Source organism: Flavonifractor sp. AGMB03687, assembly GCF_017811815.1.
In the GTDB taxonomy this organism is placed as follows: Bacteria; Bacillota; Clostridia; order Oscillospirales; family Oscillospiraceae; genus Flavonifractor.
Genome location: NZ_JADKZI010000008.1, coordinates 77,405 through 100,100, shown reverse-complemented (window position 1 = coordinate 100,100; position 22,696 = coordinate 77,405). Strand labels below are relative to the sequence as shown.

Sequence of the window (22,696 nt, the reverse complement as noted above, 5' to 3'; positions counted from 1 at the left end):
CTGTAAAGAGAGGAAAGCGTATGCGTACAGCGATCTACACCCTGGGCTGCAAGGTGAACCAGTATGAGACCCAGGCCATGGAGGCCGAGCTCACCCGCCGGGGCCACACCCTGGTGCCCTTTGACGGGGAGGCCGACGCCTATATCATCAACACCTGCACCGTCACGGCGGTCAGCGACAAAAAGTCCCGCCAGATGATTCGGCAGGCCCGCAAACGCTCCCCCCACGCCATTGTGGCGGTGTGCGGCTGCTACGCCCAGACCGACCCCGAGGCGGTGGAGGCCCTGGAGGTGGACCTGGTGATGGGCACCAACGACCGCATGGGCTTTCTGGATCGGCTGGAGGCCCTCAGCCCCGACGGGGGCCAGGTGGTGGACGTGGACGACGCCCTCCGCCGCCGCACCTTCGAGCGGCTGCCTGCCGGCGGCCTGGAGGGCCGCACCCGGGCCATGCTGAAGGTGGAGGACGGCTGCGTCAACTTCTGCACCTACTGCATCATCCCCTACGCCCGGGGCCCCATCCGCTCCCTGCCCGCAGACGAGGCCGCCGCCCAGGCCGCCAAGCTGGCCCAGGAGGGTTACAAAGAGCTGGTGCTCACCGGCATCGAGATTTCCTCCTGGGGCCGGGATCTGGAGGGCAAGCCGGAGCTGATGGACCTGATTGAAGCGGTGTGCGCCGCCGCCCCCGACTGCCGGGTGCGGCTGGGCTCCCTGGAGCCCCGCACCATCACGGAGGAATTCTGCCGCCGGGGAGCGGTCATCCCCAACCTGTGCCCCCACTTCCACCTGTCCATGCAGTCGGGATGCGACAGCGTTTTGAAGCGGATGAACCGGAAATATGATACCGCACGGTATTATGAGAGCGCCAGATTACTGAGAGAACACTTTGACCGCCCCGGAATTACCACCGACCTCATTGTGGGCTTCCCCGGGGAGACTGAGGAGGAGTTTGCCCAGACCCTGGAGTTTGTGCAGAAATGCGCCTTCTCCGCCATGCACATCTTCCCCTACTCCCGCCGCACCGGCACCCCGGCGGCCGCCATGGCCGGTCAGTGCTCCAACGCGGTGAAGGAGGACCGTGCCCACCGGGCGGGGGAGGTGGCCCGTCAGCTCCACCAGACCTGGCTGGAGAGCTGGGTGGGACAGACCCTGCCCGTCCTCTTCGAGGAGGAGAAGGACGGCCTGTGGCGGGGCCACGCCCCCAACTACACCGAGGTCTTTGCTCCTGCCAAGGGATTACACAACGTGAAAAAGGACGTAAAAATAACAGGCCTTCATGGAGAAGGCCTGTTGGGTGAGGTTTTGTAAAGGACCCCTTACCGATGAAGCTTCGCCTTGATCTTGTCCACCCAGGGCTCCAGCCGCTCCCGGGGGAGGAGATAATTGATGAGCAGGGACATGGCCACGCCCACGCCGGTGTCAAACATACGGTTGACGGCGTAGGACACGTAGGTGTCCACCGGGGTGTTGAAGAGCACGATGCACAGCACCACGCCGCCGGGCTGCACCGCTCCCACCCAGAAGAACTGAGCCAGCAGGATGAGGATGACCACGCCCACGAACAGGAGGGGCACCAGCAGCAGCCGGTTCTCCCCGTCGGGGTAGAAGATCAGATAGATGCGGAACAGCCCCATGCCCAGAAAGCCGCCGATGATGGTGCCGAAGAGACGGTTGCCGCCGTGGAGCTTGGAGTGGTCCATGTTGGCCCCCATGCCGAAGATGGCGCCGATACAGGCGAAGGTGGGGTTGCGGTTGTCCAGGAAGAGAAAGTAAATGAGCGCACACAGGGCCGCCGAGAGGGCAGTCTTGATGTTGCGCAGGCCGATGTGGATGTGAAGGGAATGGGATGTGGTGGCGGAACCTGAGGCGGGGACGTCTTTCATGGTGTCGGTCACACTCCTGATGTTGATTTTTGAAGATATATGAGGGGGATCCTTCCCCGGAACAACAATAGAGAAATACCATGCAAAGGAAGATGGAGGTACGCCATGAGCCGCGCAGACGAATTGTTCATTGAGAACTGCAAAGATATTCTGGCCCACGGGGTGTGGGACACCGATCAGGACGTGCGCCCCCGTTGGGAGGACGGCACCCCCGCCCACACCGTGAAAAAATTCTGTATCGTCAACCGCTATGACCTGCGGGAGGAGTTCCCCGTCCAGACCATCCGCAAGATGGCCTTCAAGAGCGCGGTGGACGAACTGCTGTGGATCTGGCAGAAGAAGTCCAACAACATCCACGATCTGAGCAGCCACATCTGGGATGCCTGGGCCGACGAGAGCGGCTCCATCGGCAAGGCTTACGGCTATCAGCTGGGGGTCAAGCACCAGTATGCGGAGGGCATGTTCGACCAGGTGGACCGGGTGCTCTACGACCTGAAGCACAACCCGGCCTCCCGCCGGATCATGACCAACCTGTACAACCACCACGACCTCCACGAGATGGCCCTCTACCCCTGCGCCTACTCCATGACCTTTAACGTCAGCGGAAAGACCCTCAACGCCATTCTCAACCAGCGGTCCCAGGACATGCTCACCGCCAACGGCTGGAACGTGATGCAATACGCCGCCCTGGTCCACATGATGGCCCAGGTGTCCGGTCTGGAGGCGGGCGAGCTGGTCCACGTCATTGCCGATGCCCACATCTATGACCGCCACGTGCCGGTGGTGGAGGAGATCATCTCCCGCACCCCCTACGAGGCTCCCAAGCTGTGGATGGACCCGAACATTACCGATTTCTATGCCTTTACCAAGGACAGCTTTAAGCTGGAGGGCTACCAGTTCCACACCCTGGACCAGCCCATTCCGGTGGCCATTTAAGGAGGGAACGATATGGATCTCATTGCAGCGGTGGACCGGAACTGGGCCATCGGCAAGGACGGGGACCAGCTGTGCTACATCCCCGCCGACCTGAAGCGGTTCCAGGCCCTTACCACCGGCCATGCCGTCATTCTGGGCCGCAAGACTCTGGCCACCTTCCCCGGCGGCAGACCTCTGAAGAACCGGCGGAACCTGATCTTGTCCCGCAGCGAATCCTTTGCCCCGGAAGGGGCGGAGGTCTTCCCCGACGTGGACAGCCTGCTGGCTGCCGCCCCGGCGGACGCCTTCGTCATCGGCGGGGAGAGCGTGTACAAAGCCCTGCTGCCCCACTGTGACCGGGCCTATATCACCAAGATCGACAAGGCCTGGCCCGCCGATGCCTTCTTCCCCGACCTGGACGCCGACCCGGCGTGGCAGGTGACCGAGGAGGGGGAGCCCTTGGAGCATGAGGGCCTGACCTTCCGCTACGTGACCTACGAGAGGGTGCGCTGATGTACCGGGAAGAGATCGAGGCTTATGTCCCCCAAAACCAGCAGGAAGTGGGGGACAAGAAAATGATGCTGGAGTATCTGCGGTTGTTTCCTGACAATATCCTGACCCGGCAGAATAAGATCGCCCACTTCACCGCCTCCGGCTTTGTGGTCAATGCCGACGCCACCAAGGTGCTCATGGCCCACCACAACCTGTACCGGGTGTGGGCCTGGACCGGCGGTCACGCCGACGGAGAGGCCGACCTGCTGGCGGTGGCCCTGCGGGAGGCCCGGGAGGAGACCGGCGTGGTCCACATCCGGCCTTTAAGTACCGCCATGGCCTCCCTGGAGATCCTGCCGGTGTGGGGCCATGTGAAGCGGGGGGAGTGGGTACCCTCCCACCAGCACCTGAATGTGACCTATCTGCTGACCGCAGACGAAAGTGACCCCCTCCAGTATCGGGAGGGGGAGAACACAGGTGTGGCCTGGCTGCCGGCGGACAAGCTGCTGGCGCTTACCAACGAGTGGCAGATGGACGAGGTGTATACCAAGCTGCTGGAACGGGCCCGGCAGCTGGTGGGAAACAGGCAGTAAAAGGTCTGCCGCACAGGGCCGCAGGGGCGCTCCGGGGCAGACGATTACCACCAGGTAATGGTATCATGCCCGCCCTCACCGCGCAAGTGCCGACTTGCCCAAAAACCGTTTATTTTTTTGACGTCCTAACAAAAGATCTGATACGTCCATTCCCTTTGACAGGATGTATACAGAATGATATGCAATGTAAAAAAACGGTAAGAAAACAGGAAAGGCTTCCCTGCACAGGGTTTTCCACATTATCCACATGGTTTTCCACACTTGTCCACAGGGGTGGAAAACAGCCGTTATGCATCTTTTGGTCGACATAAGAAAAGTCAAGGGGAAAATCCACGGCAGAATCGCCAAAGTTTCCGATTCCGGCGGAAACAGGAAGGGAAGACCATGTCCGATACCATCGCAGCTATTGCAACCCCCGCCGTGCCAAGCGCCATCGGCATCCTGCGGCTCAGCGGGCCGGAGGCCATTTCCGCCGTCTCCGCGGTGTTCCGCCCCCTGGGGGGCAAGGCCCTGGAGGAGCAGGAGGACCGGCGTCTGGTGCTGGGGGAGCTGCTGGGCCCTGAGGGGGAGGTCATTGACCACGCCCTGGCCACCATCTCCCACGGCCCCCACAGCTACACCGGGGAGGACACGGCGGAGGTGCAGTGCCACGGCTCCCCGGCGGTGCTGGCTCTGGGGCTGGAGGCCCTCTTTGCCCAGGGGGTGCGGCAGGCGGGGCCGGGTGAGTTCACCCGCCGAGCCTTCCTCAACGGGCGGCTGGACCTGACCCAGGCGGAGGCGGTGGCCGACCTCATCGACGCCGAGACCCCCGCCGCCGTGCGGCAGGCCGCCGGTCAGCTGGCGGGCGCTTTGGGCCGCCGGGTGGGAGCCATCTACGACGGCCTCACCGATTTGCTGGCCCACTTCCACGCCGTGCTGGACTACCCGGATGAGGACATCGACCCCTTCCGGGCGGAGACCATCCAGACGGGATTGACCGGGGCCAGAACGGCCCTGGAGGAGCTGCTGGCCACCTACCGGCGGGGCCGGTACATCACCGGCGGTGTGCCCTGCGTGCTGGCGGGGCGGCCCAACGCGGGCAAATCCTCCCTGCTCAACGCCCTGGTGGGTTATGACCGGGCCATCGTCACCGACATTCCCGGCACCACCCGGGACACGGTGGAGGCCCGCTGTCGGCTGGGGGACGTAGTGCTGCGGCTCATCGACACCGCCGGCATCCGGGACACCGACGACGCGGTGGAGCGTATCGGCGTGGAGCGCAGCAAAGCCGCTCTGGAGGAGGCCGCCCTCATCCTGGTGCTGTGGGACGGCTCGGTCCCCGTGACGGAGGAGGACGTGACCCTGCTGGAGCGCGCCATGGACCGGGCGCCCGTGATCCTGGTGCGCACCAAGGGAGACCTGCCCTCGGCACCCATGCCGGTGCTGGGGTTGGCGCAGATGCCCCCGGTGGTCAGTGTGAGTGCCAAGACCGGTATGGGCCTGGACAAGCTGGGCGAGCTGGTGGCCACCCAGTTCCCTGCTGGCGGCGCGGAGGCGGCGGGAGAGCTGCTCACCAACGCCCGGCAGGCTGAGGCCGCCCGGCGGGCTCTGGACAGCGTGGACCGTGCCGCCGCCAGCCTGGCGGCGGGGGTCACCCCCGACGCCCTCCTCACCGACGTGGAGGAGGCTCTGTCCGCCCTGGGCGAGCTCACCGGCGCCGACATCCGGGAGGACATCACCGCCCGCATCTTTGAGCGGTTCTGCGTGGGCAAATGAGGTGCTTATGATGAAATACATCAAAAGCGGAATCGCGGTGCTGGGTGTGGCCCTGCTGGGCATTGGCCTTTATGGGCAGGATATGCTCTGGGCCTTCGGAGTGGGGCTGCTCCTGGTGGTGCTGTGCGCGGTGTCCAGCAAAAAGATGCGGGACTATGTCCTGTCTTTGTTGGAGTGGATCTGACAGCAGCATACAAATATGGAAAAAAGGGCGGCAAAAACCGCCCTTTTTTCGCGTTTTGTAACCCCTTGTCTCCACATTGGCACCGCTCCTGTAACCCTCTGTACCGAGAGTCATGGTAGGATGGAGGCACAAAAGGAGGTACTGTCATGAGACAAAAGGCATTTCCCGCCCTGCTGCTGGCCCTTGCCCTGTGCGGCTGCGCGGCACAGACGCCGGTTGAGACGCAGACCACGCCCCCAGCGGAGGAGACCACTCCGGCGGCAGGCTACGACTTCACGGTGCTGCCGGTACAGGAGGAGAGCATCTACACCCTGTACGGCTGGGAGGGCTATGAGGTGCGCAAACTCACCCCCTATGAGGGAGACTGGCTGGTGGAGTACGGCTATGAGAACGACTCCAACTTTTCCCTGCTGGACTGGGTGTTTGGCCAGACCGGCCGCCGGGTGCAGCTCACTGCCATGAGCCAGTTTGCCAGCTATGAGATCACAGGTCCTGGTCAGGTCCATTACACTGTCACCGGGCAGAGCGCGATCACCCCTTGGAACGGCCTGCCTGAGGAGGCCACGGTGCGGGTACTGGGGGATGAAAACAGCAAGCTGGTTCCAGGGTGGATCGATGTGGAGACCTCCTATGAGCCGGTCTGGCTGGACCCGGCCCAGCCCCTTTTTATCGGCGCTACGGAGGAGGGGCCGGTCTATTCTCAGCGGTATGAGCAGCTCTACGACGCCCGCATCGACGCCGACGGCCTGTCCTTCTCCTTCATTCCCAATGGGGACAGTATGGAGAAATTCCAGTCCTTCTTCCCGGCTGCCACCAGCACCCCCGGCTTTTCTACCACGTATGACCCGGACAGCAGAACCTTCACGATTCGCCTGTACAACACCTGTCTGGAGAGCGGCGGCGTGGGGACCGAGGCGGCGGAATGGACCGGGGAGGGGGTCTATCCGGAGGACCTGTATCCCTATTCCTTCCCGGCGGGCTCCTTGGGCCGGGACAGCCACTTTTTGAAAGAGGTCACCATCCGGGAGGATGGGGAGGACGTGGTGGTGTCCGCCCTCCTCACCGACCGGGCCTACCGGTTCACGGTGGAGACCTCCAATCTGGGCGGGGACAACATCCCCTCCTTCCGGATCGTGTTCCGGGAGTACAACTGGGAGATGGATGAGGAGGCGTGAATTGTAAACATTTCTTGAACCCCCTTGCAATTTTTCATACGAAGGATTATGATAGCGTTAGCACTCAGGATGGTTGAGTGCTAACGCTATGTTTTTAATATAGTTTTACATACAGGAGGCATCCACCATGGCAAAGAAACAGTTCAAAGCAGAGTCCAAGCGCCTGCTGGACCTGATGATCAACTCCATCTACACCCACAAGGAGATTTTCCTGCGGGAGATCATCTCCAACGCCAGTGACGCCATGGACAAGCTGGCCTACAAGGCCCTCACCGATGACAAGGTAGGTTTGGACCGGTCGGATCTGAAGATCACTCTCACCCCCGACCAGATCGCCCGTACCCTGACCATCAGCGACAACGGCATCGGCATGACCAAGGAGGAGCTGGAGCAGAACCTGGGCACCATCGCCCGCAGCGGCTCCCTCCAGTTCAAGCAGGAGATGGCCAAGCAGGAGAAGGCCGAGGGGGACACCACCGACATCATCGGCCAGTTTGGCGTGGGCTTCTACTCCGCCTTCATGGTGGCCGACCACGTCACCGTTACCTCCAAGGCCTACGGCGCTGAGGAGGCCTTCCGCTGGGAGTCCGACGGCGCCGACGGCTACACCATCACCCCCTGCGAGAAGGAGGGCGTGGGCACCGACATCGTGCTCCACATCAAGGCCAACACCGACGACGACCACTATGACGAGTATCTGGAGCAGTACCGCATCTCCGATCTGGTGAAGAAGTACTCCGACTACATCCACTACCCCATCGTCATGCTCATGCACAAGTCCCGCCAGAAGCCTCGCCCGGAGGACGCCGGTGACGACTACAAGCCCGAGTGGGAGGACTACGACGAGTGGGAGACCCTCAACTCCATGGTGCCCCTGTGGCAGCGGCCCAAGAGTGAGGTCAAGACCGAGGAATACAACCAGTTCTACAAGGAGAAGTACGGCGACTGGGAGGATCCCCTGAGCGTGATCCACGTGTCCGCTGAGGGCACCGTGGAGTACAAGGCCATGCTCTACATCCCCTCCCACGCCCCCTACGACTTCTACACCCGGGAATATGAGAAGGGCCTGCAGCTCTATTCCTCCGGCGTGCTCATCATGGACAAGTGCGCCGACCTGCTGCCCGAGCACTTCCGCTTCGTCAAGGGCGTGGTGGACTCCCAGGACTTCTCCCTGAACATCAGCCGCGAGATGCTCCAGCACACCCGCCAGCTGAAGGTCATTGCCAACAACCTGGAGAAGAAGATCAAGGCCGAGCTGCTCCGTCTCCAGAAGGACGACCGGGAGAAGTACGAGACCTTCTGGAAGGCCTTCGGCCCCCAGATCAAGATGGGCGTGGTGGCCGACTACGGCGTCCACAAGGACCTGCTCAGCGACCTGCTGCTCTTCTGGTCCTCCAAGGACGGCAAGCTGACCACCCTGACCGAGTACAAGGAGCGCATGCCCGAGGATCAGCAGTACGTTTACTTTGCCTGCGGCGAGGATACCGCTAAGCTGGACAAGCTGCCCCAGGCCGAGCGCATCCGGGACAAGGGCTACGAGATCCTCTACCTCACCGCCGAGGCCGACCAGTTTGTGGTCAACGTGCTGGGCGCGGTGGACGGCAAGCCCTTCAAGTCGGTGGACGACGACGACGCCCTGCCCGAGACCGACGAGGAGAAGGCCGCCCTGGAGCAGAAGGCGGAGGAGAACAAGCCGGTGCTGGACTTCCTGAAGGAGACCCTGGGGGAGGAGATCCACCAGGCTCGCCTGTCCAAGATCCTGAAGAGCGGCGCCGTGTGCCTCACCACCGACGGCCCCATCACCCTGGAGATGGAGAAGTACTTCCAGCGCATGGACCCGGACAACGCCGACAATATGAAGGCCCAGCGGGTGCTGGAGCTCAACCCCGATTCCGAGGCCTTTGCCGCCCTGAAGCGGGCGGTAGCTGAGGACAAGGACCTGGCCGCCAAGTACGCCAAGCTGCTGTACGCCCAGGCCCAGCTCATCGCCGGTCTGCCCCTGGCCGACCCCGCCGGATACACCGAGCTGGTGTGCTCCCTCATGAAGTAAGAAATAAAAAAACAGGCCCCCCGGTGTGAACTGCACCCCATTTGTTAGACAGTATGATATACTATCTAACAAGTGGGGTGTTTTGCTATGCCAAAAGGAGTTCCAAATAAACGATATACGCCGGAATTTAAAGAGCAGGTAATAAAGACAATGCTGGAAGAAGGACTGGGTTACCGCGAAACCTGCCGTAGATTTGAGGTAAACAGCAGAGACCAGATCAAATCATGGGAACGAATCTATTTGGAAGAGGGACCAGAAGGATTTCGGGTGGAGCGTCGAGGGCGCGGCAGCACTGGCCGGCCAAAGAAGCTGCCGAAAGAGGTAGAAGAAGATCTGCTGGCCGAGGTACAGCGGCTGCGTGCGGAGAATGAATACCTAAAAAACTTGCAAGCCTTGGTTTTGGAAGACGAGCGGCGCCAGCGCAGAAAACGCAGGTAGTTCAAAAGCTAAGGCAAAGACATTCTCTGTATATTCTTCTTTCAATCGCTCAACTGCCCCGTGCAACGTTTTACTATCATCTGAAGCGGATGAACCGCCCAGACAAATATGAAGCTGCCAAGGCAGAAATCACAGCCATATACCACGAAAACAAAGGTCGGTATGGCTACCGCCGTATTACAACAGAACTACGCAGCCGTAATATTCCCTTGAACCACAAGACTGTCCAGAGGCTCATGAAGGAACTGGGCCTGGTTTGTCGTGTCAGGATGAAAAAGTATCATTCTTACAAGGGTGAGGTTGGCAAGATTGCTCCAAATCTGTTGAACCGGGATTTCCGCGCCGAAAAGCCAAACCAGAAATGGGTCACGGATGTGACAGAATTCAGCCTGTTCGGGGAGAAACTGTATCTTTCACCCATTCTGGATCTACATAGCAGTGATTTGGTCAGCTTTACGATCTCCAGCCGGCCGGTTCTGAGCATGGTTACGACTATGCTGGAAAAGGCTTTTGAGAAAATACCGGATGGAACCAACCTCATCCTGCATTCCGATCAGGGCTGGCAATACCAACACAAACAGTACCAACGGATGCTTCAGAAGAAAGGCATCCGGCAGAGTATGAGCCGGAAGGGGAACTGTCTGGACAATGCTGTCATGGAAAACTTCTTCGGTCTACTCAAAAGCGAATTGCTCTATCTGCAAGAATTTGATTCCATGGAACACTTCAAGCAAGAATTGATTGCTTATCTGGACTATTACAATAACCACCGTATCAAGGCAAAGCTAAAGGGCTTGCCGCCTGCTCTTCACAGACAACAAGCCCTTTCGGTTGCTTGAACAATTTTTACTCTCAAATATTGTCTAACTTTTTGGGGTCACTTCAGTGATCCGGGGGGCCTGTTTTTGCGTTAACAGATGGTGAGGGCGTTCCACACCTTTTTCTGGTTGGGCAGCATCATCCGGGGGGAGGTGCGTCTGGTGTAGCGCCGGGCCAGCTCCTTCCGCCGCTCCGGGGACAGGAAGGGGATCAGGGGCAGGGCGTGGCCCTCAAAGGCAGCCAGGGAGAAGGCCACGGTGTTGTTCCTGGACGGGGGATAGAACAGAATCTGCTCCAGAGCCTCCAGAGCCAGGGCCTCCGCCTCCTCCGCCGGGCGGGAGCCCAGATCATTGGCCAGGGCGGCCACATGGCCGTTGAGGGTCTCGTTGAATTCCTCCACCGCATAGGTCACCCGGGGGTTGCCCTGGGCGCGGAAGTAGTTGCCCATGACCTCGCCCAGGCTGGAGGCGCGGCTTTTCTCCAGCTTTTCCACAAAGGTCCCATAGCAGGCCCGCAGTTCCTCCAGCACCGGCAGGGTGGGGACGGTGGGCGTCTCATCCATGGTGATCCCTCCTTCTTTTTTCCACATTATATCCGGTGAAAGTGGAAAAAACAAGGTCCCGGCCATAGACCGGGACCTGTTTCGCAGTTGGAAGAATTAGCCCTGGGCCTCCACATAGGCGTGGAAGAGCTCCTCGGCCTGGTCGGCGTTCTCGCCGATGAAGAAGAGCAGGTAGCCGTTCTCTACCACGGTGCGGGCGTCCTGCACCTTGGGCAGGTTCTGGGACAGGTACCAGGAGAAGGTGTCCTCCTGGCTCTGACGGTAGGCCTCCAGAGCGTCGGTGACCGCCTTCTCGTCAGCGCCATCGGCCAGCTTGCCAACAATGACGGTGTCGGGGCTGGTGATCATGGGGAAGAAGGCCACCACCTGCTCGAACTGGTCGGCGGGGATCTTGTAGGCGTCGGTGAGGGTGGCCTCATCGGTGCGGGAGCCGAACATCTCGCTGCTCTCCATGATGGCGTAAGCCAGCTTGACCATGGGGTCGTTGTTGGGGGTGGTGATGGTCACGCTGCCGGTCTCGGTGTCGGAGGTGATGGTGAAGCCCTCCATGCCCTCCAGCACGGCGACGGGTACATAGGTCACGCCGTCATGGACCTCGGCGGTGGTGTTGACGGCCACGTCGTTGACCAGGATGGTGTTGGCCGCGTACTGGACGGTGATCTTGTCCTTGCCGAAGTTGAACCAGGACTCGTTGTCCTCCTGATTCCAGTAGGCGGAGCCGTGGTCGGCCTCGGCCACCAGACGCAGGGGCACCAGGTCGGCCCGGCTGGCGGCGGGGATGCCGGTAGTGTCCAGCTTCTCACCGTTGAGGGTGATGGCGGTGGTGTAGTCGTCCACCTTGGCGGAGATGAGCACGGGGGTCTCAACAGCCAGAGCGGGGACAGCCAGGGCGCCGGCCAGAGTCAGGGCCAGAGCGGCGGAACCGAATTTCTTCATCATGGGGTCCTCCTTGCAAGTTTGTTGTCACAGGGATAGACGGGCAAGACTGCAAAAGGTTCCCCAAAAGAGGAAAAATTTTTTATTTCGCAACCGGAGCAAAGGAGCCGCGCACCAGTTCCGCCAGGGCAGACGGGGCCACCTCCACCTGGGCGCCGATCTTTCCGGCGCTGACGGTGATGGTGTCCAGCCCCTCCACACTCTGATCGAAGACGGTGGGGAACTGCTTCTTCATGCCCACCGGGGAGCAGCCGCCGTGGACGTAGCCGGTGAGGGGGAGCAGCTGGGCCTGCTTGATCATCTCGATGGACTTTTCCCGCACCGCCTTGGCAGCGGCCTTCAGGTCCAGCTCCTTGAGCACCGGGATGACGAACACATAGTATTTCTTGCTGGCCCCCTGGGTCACCAGGGTCTTGCACACGCTGGCGGGGTCCTTGTCGATGAGGGCGGCCACGCTGGCGCCGTCCACCGCCCCGTCGGGGTGGGCGTAGTGGTGGGGGGTATAGGGCACCTTCTTCTGATCCAGTACCCGCATCACGTTGGTCTTTTCTTCGGACATGGTTGCATCGCTCCCGTGGTTTGGTATAAGATAGGGACATCATACTACAATCAAGGAGCGGACGCAAATGCTGGATACACAAAATTGTCAGGGCATCATGATGGACATTGCCAAGCGGCTGCTGGCCATCGACAGCCCCAGCGGATTTACCCAGAACGTGGTGCGGGAGGCCGAGCAGATCGCCCAGGACCACGGCTATACCACCCGGCGCACCAACAAGGGCAACCTGATCGTGTCGGTGCCCGGCCGGGAGAAGGGCAAGAAGATCGGCCTGTGCGCCCACGTGGATACCCTGGGTCTGATGGTGCGGTCCATCACCGCCGACGGCATGCTGAAGATCACCAAGGTGGGCGGCCCCATCCTGCCTACCCTGGACGGCGAGTACTGCCGCATCTACACCCGGGAGGGCAAGGTGTACACCGGTACCATCCTGTCCCTGTCCCCCGCCGTCCACGTCTATGACGACGCCGCCACCCGGCCCCGGGAGGAGAAGGAGCTGGCGGTGCGCATCGACGAGAAGGTGAAGAGCAAGGAGGACGTGGAGGCCCTGGGCATCTGCGCCGGAGACTATGTGTGCTTCGATCCCAAGACCACCGTCACCGAGAGCGGCTTCCTCAAGTCCCGGTTCATCGACGACAAGGGCAGCGCCGCCATCCTGCTTACCCTGCTGCGGCTGATGCACTTTGCCAAGGTACGCCCCCGCTACGACACCGATGTGTGCTTCACCGTCCACGAGGAGGTGGGCCACGGCGGCGCCACCCTGCCTCAGGTGGATGAGCTGCTGGCGGTGGATATGGGCTGCGTGGGCGACGATCTGAGCTGCACCGAGTATCAGGTGTCCATCTGCGCCAAGGACAGCAACGGCCCCTACGACTATGAGATGGTGAGCCGTCTGGTGGAGCTGGCCAAGAACAACGGGGTGGACTACGCGGTGGATATCTACCCCCACTACGGCTCCGACGTGGCGGTGGCCTGGCACACCGGCATGGACGCCAAGGGCGCCCTCATCGGCCCCGGCGTCCACGCCTCCCACGGTATGGAGCGGACCCATTTCGACGGCATGAAGGCCACCATTGATCTGGTGAGCCTGTACCTGGAGTTGGGCTGAGAAAAACAGGCGAGCGGCCGTGAGGGCCGCCCGCCGTTTTCGCTTTTGTCAAGATTAAATGCTAAAAAAGCCTAAAAAATTTTTCACGAGGGCAGCAGAGCGGCGATTTCAGCCCGGAAAAGCTGCTCGGAGCACAGAAAACCGAACATTTTCCGGGGGTAATTGTTCAGCCACTCCTCGACCTGTTTGACTTCCCGGGGCGAGACTTGGCTCAGGTCGGTGCCCTTCGGGATGTGCCTCCTGATGAGGCCGTTCTGGTTCTCGTTGCTGCCTCGTTCGCTTGGCGTGTACGGGTGGCAGTAGTAGATCTCGGTGCGCTTGCCTTTGCCGCGGCGTTTCTTTTCCATGCCGGCCGCGTCGGCGAACTCGCAGCCATTGTCGACCGTGATGCTGGCGAAGATCTTCGGGAACAGGGCGCCGGCTTTGCGCTCGATGCCGTTCAGGGCCCGGACGACGCTGGCGCTCGTCTTATCCCGCAGCGGGATGATGATCTCCTTGCGGGTCTTGCGCTCAGTCAGCACGAGGAGGGTGTTGCTGACGCCTTGGCAGCTTTCGACGCTGTCCATCTCCCAGTGGCCGAAGGTCTCGCGGGTGTCGACTTCTTTCGGCCGCTGCTCGATGCTCTTGCCTACTGGGGCTCGGGAGACGGTGCCCTCGGGTGCTTTTCTGGCCGGCTTGCGCTTGCCGCCCTGCGGCAGCATTTCGGTCGTGAGATCGTCGCCGAACACTTCGCCGCGGATGTAGTTGTAGACGGTGCTCGCGCAGACCTTCGTCTTGAAGCGCCAGCCGTTGACCTCGGCCTCGCCGACGGCAGCCTCGGGGCTGTACTTCTCGTCGCGGATCTTCTCGACGAGGTAGTCGGCCAGCTCGTAGTCGTTGCCGAGCTTCAGATCCGGGCCCTTTGCCTTCAGGTGCTCCCGGTAGAGCCGATCGGCCTCGTCCGGGTTGTAGCGGATCTCGGTGGTCAGGTCGCTGTTGAGGTGCTCATAGGTGGCCCGCTTCATTTCCCGGTAGACGGTGGTATAATGGACACCGATCTCCTTGGCGATCTCGGTCGGCTTCATGCCGGCACGCAGAAAAGCGTCGATCTGGATCCGCTTGGTCATTGTTAAGTGGCTGAAATGTTCTCCCATGATGTACCTCCTTGAAAATGGTAAAAGGGACGGCCGCCGGCCGTCCCTTCTTTCAGTGTGCTGCGTATGCGATGAGCTGCTCCCGTGTTTCCTTGTCCGTGATGATGTCGGCCAGCCCGCACTCCAGAGCGTTGCATAACTTGAGGAGCGTCAGGAGCTTGGCCCCGTTCAGGTCTCGGGCGCCGCGCTCGTACTGCTGAAGCACTTGGACGTTGACGCCGGTCAGCTTTGCGAGCTGCGACTGCGAGAAGCCTGCGGCCTTGCGGAGCCTCTGCAAATTGCTGTTGTTTTCGACCTTCTCCATGCTGATTTCCTCCTGTTTTTCTATGCCTTAATTATAGAGCATTTGCTCTATAATGTCAAGTAAAAAAAGAGCGGCGGGCCTTCCCGTCGCTCTCATTCTATACCCAGCAGGTTGAGGATCGAGGTCTCCAGCGCGTCGGCCAGATATTGCAGCTCGTAGTCCGCGACGATGCGGTCGCCGGTTTCGATCCTGCTGATGGCCTTCTGTGTGATGTCGAGCCCCGCGATCTGGATCTTGTAGGCGAGCTGCTCCTGAGATAGGCCGGCCCGCTGCCGTGCCTCTCGCACATTCGCGCCGGAAATGTTGCACTTTCCGTCTGGTTTGTAAATCTTCGCAGCACCCACCTCCTTTTTATCCCAAAGATGACCACGTCATGTTGACATTACCATTTTTCCCGTGCTAATATTATCCTAAAGATGACTAAACGCTAATAAAAACAAAAGTCATCAGGAAGGAGTAACTCATGGGAACACGGTTTAGAAAAAGCAAGCAGATCCTCCCCGGTGTTCGCTTGAATGTAGGCAAAAAGAGCGCGAGCGTGTCCATCGGCCCGAAGGGTCTGAAGCATACGATCAGCACGACCGGGAAAAGTCACACCACTGTCAGTATGCCCGGCACGGGCCTGTCCTACACGACCAGCTCCGGCGGGAAGTCCGGCGGCGCTGCCGGCGTCTCGGTGCCGGCTTCAGAGCGCCCGACCTCACCCAAAAGCAAGGGTGTGGCGCTGGCCCTCTGCATTTTCCTCGGATGGCTCGGTGCCCATCGGTATTATGTCGGCAAAATCGGCACAGGCGTGATCTGGACGCTGACGGCCGGCGTCTGCGGTATCGGCTGGATCGTCGATATTGTGACGATCCTGTGCGGCGGGTTCTATGACTCAAACGGCTGCGCCCTGCGCTTCAGCCCGACCGAGGAGGAACAGGAGACGGCGCAGATCATGGCCGACTATGAGGCCACCAGCGCGGCCGAGCTGTGGAGCCGTTGGGGTGACCACCTGAAGTATCAGCCGCAGAAGGATCGCCGCGCTCGTGCGCTTTCCGGCGATCTGATGCCCGACGTTGTAGACCTCGAGAAGAAGTGTGCCACGTTCATCGGTGGAGGCGGCGACAAATACGCCACCACGCTGATCGGCTGCACCTGCCCCGACTTCGTAGAGCGGGAAAAGCCTTGCAAGCACATGTACTGGCTGGCCCACGAGCTCGGCGTTGACGACGGTGAGGAGTAAAGGCCCACAAAACAGAAAAAGCCCGCCCGGGATCTCTCCCGAGCGGGTTTTTGTATAATTTGCCGATATTGATGCCGCTGGCCGAGCGCGATCCGCGCCGCGCCGGTGGCATTTTGCACAATCAGACCTTGCTCGCGTAGTCCAGCGAGATCCAGCCGGCGCCGCTCTTGAGTTTGCCCCACTTGGTCGCGCCGGTGCCGGTGCTTTCGGCGACGATGGTGTAGATGCCCCCATCTTTGATGGATCCGTTGGTGCCGTAGTTGGTGCCCGGGCCCTTGCGGATGTTCAGGACGTCGGCGGTGATCTTCACGCGGTAGGAGGTAGCTGCTGCGGCCTCGCTGCCGACGCTGACGGTGCTGGCGTCGACCCAGCCGTAGACGGTGGAGCCGCCGCCGGAGACGGCGATCAGGTGGTACGGGTGGGCCTTGCCCTTGGCGATGGCCGTGATCTTAGGCAGCGAGGTCGTCACGCTCGTCGTCCATCGCCTTCAGCACCTCGAACAGGGCCAGCACGTCGTCGATCGCTCGGTGGCTGTTCTGCACCTTGTCCTCGAGATCGTAGGCGAGGATCGCGTTGGCGAGCTTGTGAGGGTAGGGCCGGCGGTCTTTGTAGACCGTCAGGCTGTCCAGCCAGTCGATCCGGCCGACCTTGGCGCCGCGCAGAAGGCCGCGCAGAAAGCAGGCGTCGAACTGTGCGTTGTGAGCGATCATCAGGACGGGGCCCGGCTGCATGAGCTTGGCGATCTGGCTGGCTGCCTTGGCCGGCTGCACGCCCTCGGTCTGGAGGAGGGCGTCGGTGATGCCGGTCAGGCTGACGATGTTCTCCGGCAGCGTCTCGCCCTCGGGCAGCTTGATGAAGGTGTCCATCTTGCCGGCGATCCTCAGCCCACCGGAGGCCGTGCGCTCCACGCGCAGGGCCGCCAGCTCGATGATCTGATCCTTGTCGAAGTCGAGGCCACTGGTCTCGGTGTCGAAGATCACGAGGGCCTTGTACTTGTTCAGGAGGGCGGTCAGGTTACTCATGGGCCGCCTCCTGTTCTCTGGTGGCTCGCAGCGTGCCGAGCATGAAGGAGGCCGCAGCTCTGAGCTGCTCCTCGGTGGCGAAGCTGCCGCCGAAGCTCTCGATCAGCTCCTTGACGATGTCGCCGGCCTGCTCTGCGGTCACGTCCTGCTCGTCGAAGGAGATCAGGAGATCGGAGTCCAGATAGCAAGCGGGGCGCAGGCCGTAGTAGCCGTAGTAGGCGCTGTTCCAGCTCAGCGCGCCATCGGTGTCGACGCGGCGGGCGCTATGCTCGTACCCATTGGAGGCCGTGCTGACGGCCGTGGACAGCCACCACCAGTCATCTGCGTTGGGGATCACGTCGCGGTTGCGCCGGTACTGGTCGACCGTCAGCAGGAAGATGGTGACGTTGCAGGTGCCGTAGTCCTTCAGGCCGTCGTCGGCCGTCAGGTCGAGCTCACTCGTCAGGAAGGCGCTGGAGCAGCCGGCGGCGTCGATCAGGGTGTCGAGGAAGGGGCCGTTCAGGTAGCGCAGGCTGCTGGACTTGCTGAAGTCGTTGCAGTTGCCGTCGTCGAAGGCGCGATCCTCGACGATCTTCTCAGTCAGGCAGAGGGTGCCGGTGGCGTTATGTTCCAGCACGACCCAGCGCTGGCCGGCATAGTTGAAGGCGGTGCCGCGGGGTGCGGTCTTGAGTGCTTTTTTCATGGTTTTGCTCCTTTCGTTCTTGGCGGCCGGCCCTTGGGGCTGGCCTGTATATTCTTCAGCGGTTCGCCGGCGCGGATCCGGCTCTCACAGTGCGGGCAGATGTAGCCGGTGCGGGGGATCTTCTGGTAGATGCTGACGTTCCAGTCGAGCCCGCAGCCGACGCATTTGGCGGTCATGAGCTCCCACCCCCTTCCGCGGCCAGAGCGGCGAACACGGCCCGCCTGATGCGGTTGCGGTACTTCTTGCGGGTTCTGGCCTTCTTGGCGTGCTTGGCGAGGTGCAGCCACTTCCTCGGGACGATGCCGGCAGCCAGCGCCTCGATGAAGCGCTCGGCCGTTTTCTTGGCCCAGTCGATGATCGGCTTGAACGCCTCCATCAGAGCGCGGGCCATTTCCTTGATGGCCTCGGCGACTCGGCCGAAGGCTTCGAGGATCTGCTGCATGGTTTCCGGGCTGATATGTAGGCCAGCGGCCGCAGCGGCCAGCTCGTCCAGCTTTTCAGCAGGCAAGCCCGGGGCCCGTGCTGCCACGACGGCAGCGAGCTCCTCCCGGGCTGTTTTGGCGTCCTGCACGGCCTCGTAGTCGCCGACGCTCATGCTCCCGTCGTAGGTGTACGGGTCAAGCTCGTCGTCCGGGCCATCGGCCAGACGCTCGCAGAATGGGAGGCCAGCGGCCTCGGCGGTCTTGCGGGCCTCCTCGATGGCGTTCAGCCCTTGCTCGACTTCGTAATAGTCCGCGAGGCGGTTGTGGCCGCCTTCATAGTGCCAGCGGATCCCGGCGGCGATCTCGTCGATGGTCATGCCCTCGCCGAAGTGGCCGCAGTAGTAGCCGTTCAGGACGACGGCGTCCGGGTCAGTTTTCAGGATCCCGATGGCGTCGTTGAGGTCGTCGGTTTCCCACTCGCCGCTCCCGAGGTCGCTCCAGAGGGTCAGAGCGCTCCATGAGCGGCCGGTGCGGTACACGATCACCCAGCCGATCCCGTCGCGGATCTCCTCCGCGACGTCTCGGGCGATGTCTCTCAGTGTTGCCATTATGGCGTCACCTCCCTCGTGTTGCTCAGGCCGAGAAGGTAGTCGACGCTGCACCCGAAGAAGGCGGCCATCTCGATCACCCTCTCGAGCGAGGGCAGCGTCTTGGTCTCATAGGAGGAGTAGTTGCTGAGCCCGTAGCCGAGGGTGGCGGCGAGCTCCTTCTTTTCCATCCCGAGCCGCTCGCGCTCGGACTTGATGCGCGGGCAGGTTTTGGCTGCGATTTCTGTGTAGTTGAGCATTGTCGTGTCCTCCTCATTTCATCTCGTGGATCAGTGTCCTGAAGTGGAAACACTGAATGTTGTAGCCGCCGGCGCCGATGGTCTGGATCTTGGCCTTGCCTTCAGTCCCGACGATGTAGCCGTTGATGTCGCCCTCCGGGCCGATGTGGAGAGCTGCCGCGTCGGTGATGGTGCCGACGGTGCCCATGATGCGGCCGATCAAGTCGATCAGCTTGGCCCGTTTTTCTTCCTCCATCGCCTTCTCGAGCCATGCCTCGCGCTCCTGATCGTCGCGGATCTCCAGCAGCCTGAAGGTGATCTGGTCGCCGAACTCGTTGAGCTTTCTCTGGATCTGGTGATATTCCAGACCGCGCTCGCTCAGGAAGGCGTCGACGTCCTTGCGGGGCCAGAGGTTTGCGAGGTCGGAGTCGGTCAGCTCGCGGCCCTTGTAGATCTCGCGGTATCTCTCGAGAGAGGGGAGCGTCTGAAGTGCTTCCAGTCTGGCAGCTCTTTCCTGGGCCTTCAGCTCCTTGCGGTATTCGATGAAGCGGATCCGCTTCTCGCGGTAGTAGGCGATCGCGTGCTGTTTCCAGCTTTCGAGGAAGTCCTTCAGGATCTCCGGGGCGTTGGCCTCGAGGTAGTCATCGGCAGCGATGCGCTCGTCGAGCTTCGCCTGCCAGTTGGCGAGGGTCTGCTTGGCCTCCTCGAGCTTGTCGACCGCGCTCTCGATGTCGCTCTGCTTGATGCTGATGTCGAACTTGTCGGCGCCTTTCTGGATCAGCTTTGCGAGCTGTTCCCGGTGCTTCTTGAGGACGGCGGTGCGCTTGGCGACCTTGGCCTCAGCGTTGATAACTTTCAGTTTCAGATCTTCTTGTGTCATGGTGGTGTGCTCCTTTCTTAATTGGCCCGGCGGGCGCCGGGGTTCTTGGCTGCCCCTCTGAAAAACAAAAACACGGCCGCCGATCGCTCAGGAGTCTGCGCGGGTGCGCAGCTCGTCCATCTTCGCTGTCGGGGTCGTGTTGTGGTTTCTCATGGTGGGCTCTCCTTTCTTCGGCCCGGCGCGGAGCCGGGTGATCTTGGCTTATGTCTCGGCCGTTGCTCGTTTCTTGCCCCTGCGCTTGAAGCTTTCACGGAGTCGCCTCTCGGCGAGCTCTGCGCTGTACCCCTCGCGCTGGTTCCTGTCCAGCGTGCCGGTCGCACCACGCTGGAGCTCCTTGTAGATCGTGGTGTAGTGGACGGAGAGGCGGGCCGCGATGTCAGCCGGCCGGTCTCCGATCAGGTGCCACGCCTCGATCTTCTTCCTGTCCTCGAAGGTCAGGTAGCGGTACTTTCCCGTCGGTCTCACCTCCGTCTCATTTGGTTGAATAAAAAAGAAAAATGCACAGCGGACTCGGTTGGAGTCTCTGTGCATTTAATATTAGCGGACACGGCCGCCCGCCGTTTTCTTCCAACCCCTTGTCACAGCGGAACGCATTTGATATAATTAAGGGTAATTTTAATGGGAAAGGACGGTGGCCGCCCATGAAATATAAACAATGGAATCTGGCGGCCAGCGATCCGGCTGGAGTGGCCGCTCTGGAGCGGGCGGGGCTGCCTCCCCTGGCCGCCCGGGTGCTGTGCGCCCGGGGGCTGGATACCCCGGAGAAGGCCCGTGCCTTTCTGGACGCGGGGAGGGGTCAGCTCCAGGACCCCCAGTTGATGAAGGACATGGACCGGGCCTCCGCCCGGGTGGCCCGTGCCCTGGCCGACGGGGAGACCATCGCGGTCTACGGCGACTACGACGTGGACGGCATCACCTCCACCAGCCTGCTCACCGACTTCCTCCGCCGGGAGGGGGGGACGGTGGTCCCCTATATCCCCGACCGGATGGAGGAGGGCTACGGCCTGAACACCGACGCCCTGGATACCCTCCATCAGGCGGGGGTGAGCCTGGTGGTGACGGTGGACTGCGGCATCACCGCCGTGGAGGAGGCCCGCCGGGCCAGGGAGCTGGGCATGGACCTGGTGATCACCGACCACCACGAGTGCAAGGAGCAGCTGCCCGACGCCCTGGCGGTGGTGGACCCCCACCGGCCCGATTGTCCCTATCCCTTCAAGTGTCTGGCGGGCGTGGGGGTGGCCCTCAAGCTGGTGCTGGCCCTGGGCGGCCTCGCCCGGCAGGAGGAGCTGCTGGCCCGGTACGCCGACCTGGCGGCCATCGGCACGGTGGCCGATGTCATGAGCCTCACCGGGGAGAACCGCACCATCGTGCGCCTTGGGCTGGAGGCCCTGCGCCGCACCAGCCGCCCCGGCCTGAAGGCCCTGCTGCGGCAGGCGGGCCTGGAGGAGCGGCCTCTCAATTCGGTGGCTATCGGCTATACCCTGGCCCCCCGGCTCAATGCCTCGGGCCGGATGGGGTGCGCCTCCCTGGCCGCCGAGCTTCTGCTCACCGCCGACCCCGCCCGGGGGGAGGAGCTGGCCATCCGCCTGTGTGAGCTCAACCGGGAACGGCAGACCATCGAGGCCCAGATCAGCGAGGAGTGCCAGGCTTTGGCCGAGGCCCTGCCCCAGGAGGAGCGGTACGCCCTGGTACTGGCCGGGGAGCACTGGCACCAGGGGGTGGTGGGCATCGTGGCCTCCCGCCTGGCGGAGAAGTACTCCTGCCCCGCCTTCATGATCTGCCTCCAGGACGGCAAGGGCAAGGGCTCCTGCCGGTCCTTCGGCGGGTTCAACCTGTTTGCCGCCCTGGAGCACTGCGCCCCCCTGCTGGAGGGCTTCGGCGGCCATGAGCTGGCGGCGGGCTTCACCATTCTGGAGGAGAACATCCCTGCCTTTACCGCCGCTATGAACGACTACGTCCGCCAGTGCACCGGCGGCGCCGAGATGGTGTCCGCCCTGGATGTGGATTGTCCGGTGGACGATGTGGGTATCCTTACCCTGGAGGGGGTGGAGGGCCTGGATCTGCTGGAGCCCTACGGCTCGGGCAATCCCAAGCCTGTGTTCTACCTCCAGGGCTGCCTCATCACCGCTCTCAGCGAGGTGGGCGGCGGCCGGCACCTGAAGCTGAAGGTGGCCGCCGGCGGCCGCAGCTTTGACGCCATCTTCTTCTCCGCCACCGCCGCCGAGATGGGGGTGGCCCAGGGGGACCGGGTGGACGTGGCCTTTACCCCTCAGGTCAACGAGTACCGGGGGTGGCGGTCGGTCCAGCTGCAGGTGTGCGACCTGCGCCCCGCCCTCACCCGGGCCCAGGCCGAGCGGGCCCTCTTTGAAAAGTTCCGCCGGGGCGAGGAACTGACCCAGCGGGAGGCGGCGGCTCTGCTGCCCACCCGGGAGGAGTTCGTGGTTCTCTGGCGCTATTTAAAGGGCCATGCCGGACAGTCTCCTCTGGAGGAGACCGCCCCACGGCTGGCCCGCAACATCGCCCGCTCTGCCGGACGGCGGGAGACCGTCATGCGCACCCTGGTGTGCCTGGAGGTCTTTGACGAGCGGGGCCTCATCCGGCTGGAGCACACCACCGACCACCTGCACATCGCCCTACGGGCGGTGGAGGGCAAGGTGGACCTGGACGACAGCTGGATCATGCGCCGCCTGCGGGGCATGAGCGGATAAATCCCCTTATCTTTATTTCGACAGGA

At 62.0% G+C, this 22,696-nt stretch carries 28 protein-coding genes; 13 read left to right on the top strand and 15 right to left on the bottom strand.

Annotation, left to right across the window (positions count from 1 at the left end):
• Positions 1 to 20: 20 nt before the first annotated feature.
• Positions 21 to 1,307, top strand: a complete 1,287-nt coding sequence (gene mtaB / locus J9789_RS14565; protein ID WP_209346411.1) for a tRNA (N(6)-L-threonylcarbamoyladenosine(37)-C(2))-methylthiotransferase MtaB — start codon at positions 21 to 23, stop codon at positions 1,305 to 1,307.
• An 8-nt stretch (positions 1,308 to 1,315) separates the two neighbouring features.
• Here mtaB and J9789_RS14560 read toward each other — a convergent pair whose 3' ends face one another.
• Positions 1,316 to 1,882 carry an aromatic acid exporter family protein gene (locus J9789_RS14560; RefSeq protein ID WP_209346410.1) on the bottom strand — a complete coding sequence of 189 codons (567 nt, stop codon included), beginning with the start codon at positions 1,880 to 1,882 and terminating at the stop codon, positions 1,316 to 1,318.
• A gap of 105 nt (positions 1,883 to 1,987) precedes the next feature.
• On the opposite strand from J9789_RS14560, the gene thyA reads away from it, so the two are divergent.
• From thyA to J9789_RS14515, 9 genes are all read left to right on the top strand, one after another.
• Entirely contained in the window at positions 1,988 to 2,818 is an 831-nt protein-coding gene (thyA, locus tag J9789_RS14555; protein WP_209346409.1) for a thymidylate synthase, read from the top strand.
• Positions 2,819 to 2,830: 12 nt separating this feature from the next.
• A complete protein-coding gene (locus J9789_RS14550) occupies positions 2,831 to 3,310 on the top strand; it encodes a dihydrofolate reductase (protein ID WP_209346408.1) in 480 nt (159 codons plus the stop codon).
• On the top strand, positions 3,310 to 3,882 hold the full coding sequence (locus tag J9789_RS14545) for an NUDIX hydrolase (RefSeq protein WP_209346407.1): 573 nt from the start codon (positions 3,310 to 3,312) through the stop codon (positions 3,880 to 3,882). The genes J9789_RS14550 and J9789_RS14545 overlap by 1 nt, the downstream gene beginning before the upstream one ends.
• 384 nt (positions 3,883 to 4,266) lie before the next feature.
• Positions 4,267 to 5,637 (top strand): tRNA uridine-5-carboxymethylaminomethyl(34) synthesis GTPase MnmE, encoded by a 1,371-nt coding sequence (gene mnmE, locus J9789_RS14540; RefSeq protein WP_209346406.1) that lies wholly within the window; start codon positions 4,267 to 4,269, stop codon positions 5,635 to 5,637.
• Between the two features lie 7 nt (positions 5,638 to 5,644).
• Positions 5,645 to 5,821 (top strand): hypothetical protein, encoded by a 177-nt coding sequence (locus J9789_RS14535; RefSeq protein ID WP_209346405.1) that lies wholly within the window; start codon positions 5,645 to 5,647, stop codon positions 5,819 to 5,821.
• A gap of 146 nt (positions 5,822 to 5,967) precedes the next feature.
• On the top strand, positions 5,968 to 6,996 hold the full coding sequence (locus J9789_RS14530) for a hypothetical protein (RefSeq protein ID WP_245185298.1): 1,029 nt from the start codon (positions 5,968 to 5,970) through the stop codon (positions 6,994 to 6,996).
• A gap of 127 nt (positions 6,997 to 7,123) precedes the next feature.
• Complete coding sequence (gene htpG, locus J9789_RS14525) at positions 7,124 to 9,046, top strand: molecular chaperone HtpG (RefSeq protein WP_209346404.1); 1,923 nt, start codon at positions 7,124 to 7,126, stop codon at positions 9,044 to 9,046.
• 87 nt (positions 9,047 to 9,133) lie between these two features.
• A complete protein-coding gene (locus tag J9789_RS14520; protein ID WP_209346403.1) occupies positions 9,134 to 9,484 on the top strand; it encodes a helix-turn-helix domain-containing protein in 351 nt (116 codons plus the stop codon).
• Entirely contained in the window at positions 9,418 to 10,323 is a 906-nt protein-coding gene (locus tag J9789_RS14515) for an IS3 family transposase (RefSeq protein WP_209346484.1), read from the top strand. Before J9789_RS14520 ends, J9789_RS14515 begins: the two co-directional genes overlap by 67 nt.
• Positions 10,324 to 10,394: 71 nt before the next feature.
• Here the strand turns inward: J9789_RS14515 and J9789_RS14510 are convergent, their stop codons facing one another.
• The 3 genes from J9789_RS14510 to ybaK all read right to left on the bottom strand — a co-directional run bounded on the left by J9789_RS14510 (position 10,395) and on the right by ybaK (position 12,360).
• Positions 10,395 to 10,865: a hypothetical protein gene (locus J9789_RS14510; protein WP_209346402.1), complete on the bottom strand. Its 471-nt coding sequence runs from the start codon at positions 10,863 to 10,865 to the stop codon at positions 10,395 to 10,397.
• Positions 10,866 to 10,961: 96 nt separating this feature from the next.
• Positions 10,962 to 11,804: a DUF4358 domain-containing protein gene (locus tag J9789_RS14505; protein WP_245185297.1), complete on the bottom strand. Its 843-nt coding sequence runs from the start codon at positions 11,802 to 11,804 to the stop codon at positions 10,962 to 10,964.
• A gap of 79 nt (positions 11,805 to 11,883) precedes the next feature.
• On the bottom strand, positions 11,884 to 12,360 hold the full coding sequence (gene ybaK / locus J9789_RS14500) for a Cys-tRNA(Pro) deacylase (protein ID WP_209346401.1): 477 nt from the start codon (positions 12,358 to 12,360) through the stop codon (positions 11,884 to 11,886).
• 67 nt (positions 12,361 to 12,427) lie between these two features.
• Between ybaK and J9789_RS14495 the strand changes: the two genes are divergently transcribed.
• Positions 12,428 to 13,468 (top strand): M42 family metallopeptidase, encoded by a 1,041-nt coding sequence (locus J9789_RS14495; protein ID WP_209346400.1) that lies wholly within the window; start codon positions 12,428 to 12,430, stop codon positions 13,466 to 13,468.
• A gap of 83 nt (positions 13,469 to 13,551) precedes the next feature.
• On the opposite strand, the gene J9789_RS14490 is transcribed toward J9789_RS14495, so the two are convergent.
• The 3 genes from J9789_RS14490 to J9789_RS14480 all read right to left on the bottom strand — a co-directional run bounded on the left by J9789_RS14490 (position 13,552) and on the right by J9789_RS14480 (position 15,249).
• Positions 13,552 to 14,601 (bottom strand): IS30 family transposase, encoded by a 1,050-nt coding sequence (locus J9789_RS14490; protein ID WP_209346399.1) that lies wholly within the window; start codon positions 14,599 to 14,601, stop codon positions 13,552 to 13,554.
• A gap of 52 nt (positions 14,602 to 14,653) precedes the next feature.
• A complete protein-coding gene (locus tag J9789_RS14485; protein WP_209346398.1) occupies positions 14,654 to 14,905 on the bottom strand; it encodes a helix-turn-helix transcriptional regulator in 252 nt (83 codons plus the stop codon).
• 92 nt (positions 14,906 to 14,997) lie between these two features.
• Positions 14,998 to 15,249, bottom strand: coding sequence for a helix-turn-helix transcriptional regulator (locus J9789_RS14480; protein WP_209346397.1), 252 nt, complete (start codon positions 15,247 to 15,249; stop codon positions 14,998 to 15,000).
• A 119-nt stretch (positions 15,250 to 15,368) separates the two neighbouring features.
• Here J9789_RS14480 and J9789_RS17170 point away from each other — a divergent pair, with 119 nt between their 5' ends.
• Positions 15,369 to 16,130 carry a DUF4236 domain-containing protein gene (locus J9789_RS17170; protein ID WP_245185296.1) on the top strand — a complete coding sequence of 254 codons (762 nt, stop codon included), beginning with the start codon at positions 15,369 to 15,371 and terminating at the stop codon, positions 16,128 to 16,130.
• A gap of 121 nt (positions 16,131 to 16,251) precedes the next feature.
• Here J9789_RS17170 and J9789_RS17165 read toward each other — a convergent pair whose 3' ends face one another.
• From J9789_RS17165 to J9789_RS14425, 8 genes are all read right to left on the bottom strand, one after another.
• The gene (locus J9789_RS17165) at positions 16,252 to 16,599 is read right to left on the bottom strand and encodes a hypothetical protein (RefSeq protein WP_245185295.1); all 348 of its coding nucleotides are present in this window, start codon (positions 16,597 to 16,599) and stop codon (positions 16,252 to 16,254) included.
• Positions 16,580 to 17,152 (bottom strand): 3'-5' exonuclease, encoded by a 573-nt coding sequence (locus J9789_RS14455; RefSeq protein WP_245185294.1) that lies wholly within the window; start codon positions 17,150 to 17,152, stop codon positions 16,580 to 16,582. The genes J9789_RS17165 and J9789_RS14455 overlap by 20 nt, the downstream gene beginning before the upstream one ends.
• Positions 17,145 to 17,834, bottom strand: a complete 690-nt coding sequence (locus tag J9789_RS14450; RefSeq protein WP_209346396.1) for a DUF6273 domain-containing protein — start codon at positions 17,832 to 17,834, stop codon at positions 17,145 to 17,147. Before J9789_RS14450 ends, J9789_RS14455 begins: the two co-directional genes overlap by 8 nt.
• Positions 17,831 to 18,010: a hypothetical protein gene (locus J9789_RS14445; RefSeq protein WP_209346395.1), complete on the bottom strand. Its 180-nt coding sequence runs from the start codon at positions 18,008 to 18,010 to the stop codon at positions 17,831 to 17,833. Before J9789_RS14445 ends, J9789_RS14450 begins: the two co-directional genes overlap by 4 nt.
• A complete protein-coding gene (locus J9789_RS14440) occupies positions 18,007 to 18,864 on the bottom strand; it encodes a hypothetical protein (RefSeq protein ID WP_209346394.1) in 858 nt (285 codons plus the stop codon). The genes J9789_RS14445 and J9789_RS14440 overlap by 4 nt, the downstream gene beginning before the upstream one ends.
• Positions 18,864 to 19,103: a helix-turn-helix transcriptional regulator gene (locus J9789_RS14435; protein WP_209346393.1), complete on the bottom strand. Its 240-nt coding sequence runs from the start codon at positions 19,101 to 19,103 to the stop codon at positions 18,864 to 18,866. Before J9789_RS14435 ends, J9789_RS14440 begins: the two co-directional genes overlap by 1 nt.
• Positions 19,104 to 19,116: 13 nt before the next feature.
• Entirely contained in the window at positions 19,117 to 19,962 is an 846-nt protein-coding gene (locus J9789_RS14430) for a hypothetical protein (RefSeq protein WP_209346392.1), read from the bottom strand.
• Positions 19,963 to 20,163: 201 nt separating this feature from the next.
• On the bottom strand, positions 20,164 to 20,427 hold the full coding sequence (locus J9789_RS14425; protein ID WP_348633699.1) for a helix-turn-helix domain-containing protein: 264 nt from the start codon (positions 20,425 to 20,427) through the stop codon (positions 20,164 to 20,166).
• 176 nt (positions 20,428 to 20,603) lie between these two features.
• Here J9789_RS14425 and recJ point away from each other — a divergent pair, with 176 nt between their 5' ends.
• Positions 20,604 to 22,670, top strand: a complete 2,067-nt coding sequence (gene recJ, locus J9789_RS14420; protein ID WP_209346390.1) for a single-stranded-DNA-specific exonuclease RecJ — start codon at positions 20,604 to 20,606, stop codon at positions 22,668 to 22,670.
• Positions 22,671 to 22,696: the final 26 nt, after the last annotated feature.